Genomic DNA, 209 nt, shown 5'->3' on the forward strand with positions numbered 1-209 from the left:
GCGCATGGTGCACGACATGGTCCGCGACGCCATCGCCGACATCATCGGCAAGCTGACGTCGAAGGCGATCATCACAGCCGTCTCCTTAGGCACAGCCAGCGGCTGGGCGATAGCCTCGCTCAGCGCCGACGTGTCCTCCTGGGCCACCCGCCTGTCCAAGGAAGTCACCGACGTGGTGACCTCCGCCAAGAACCTCAAAGGCCTGCTAA

1 pseudogene is annotated in these 209 nt (G+C 64.1%); it reads left to right on the plus strand.

Annotated elements, in window-relative coordinates:
• Window positions 1-209, plus strand: a pseudogene (locus HMPREF2883_RS02380) (hypothetical protein); the annotation flags it as partial.

It is taken from the genome of Actinomyces sp. HMSC075C01 (assembly GCF_001812965.1).
GTDB classification, from domain to species: domain Bacteria; phylum Actinomycetota; class Actinomycetes; order Actinomycetales; family Actinomycetaceae; genus Actinomyces; species Actinomyces acetigenes.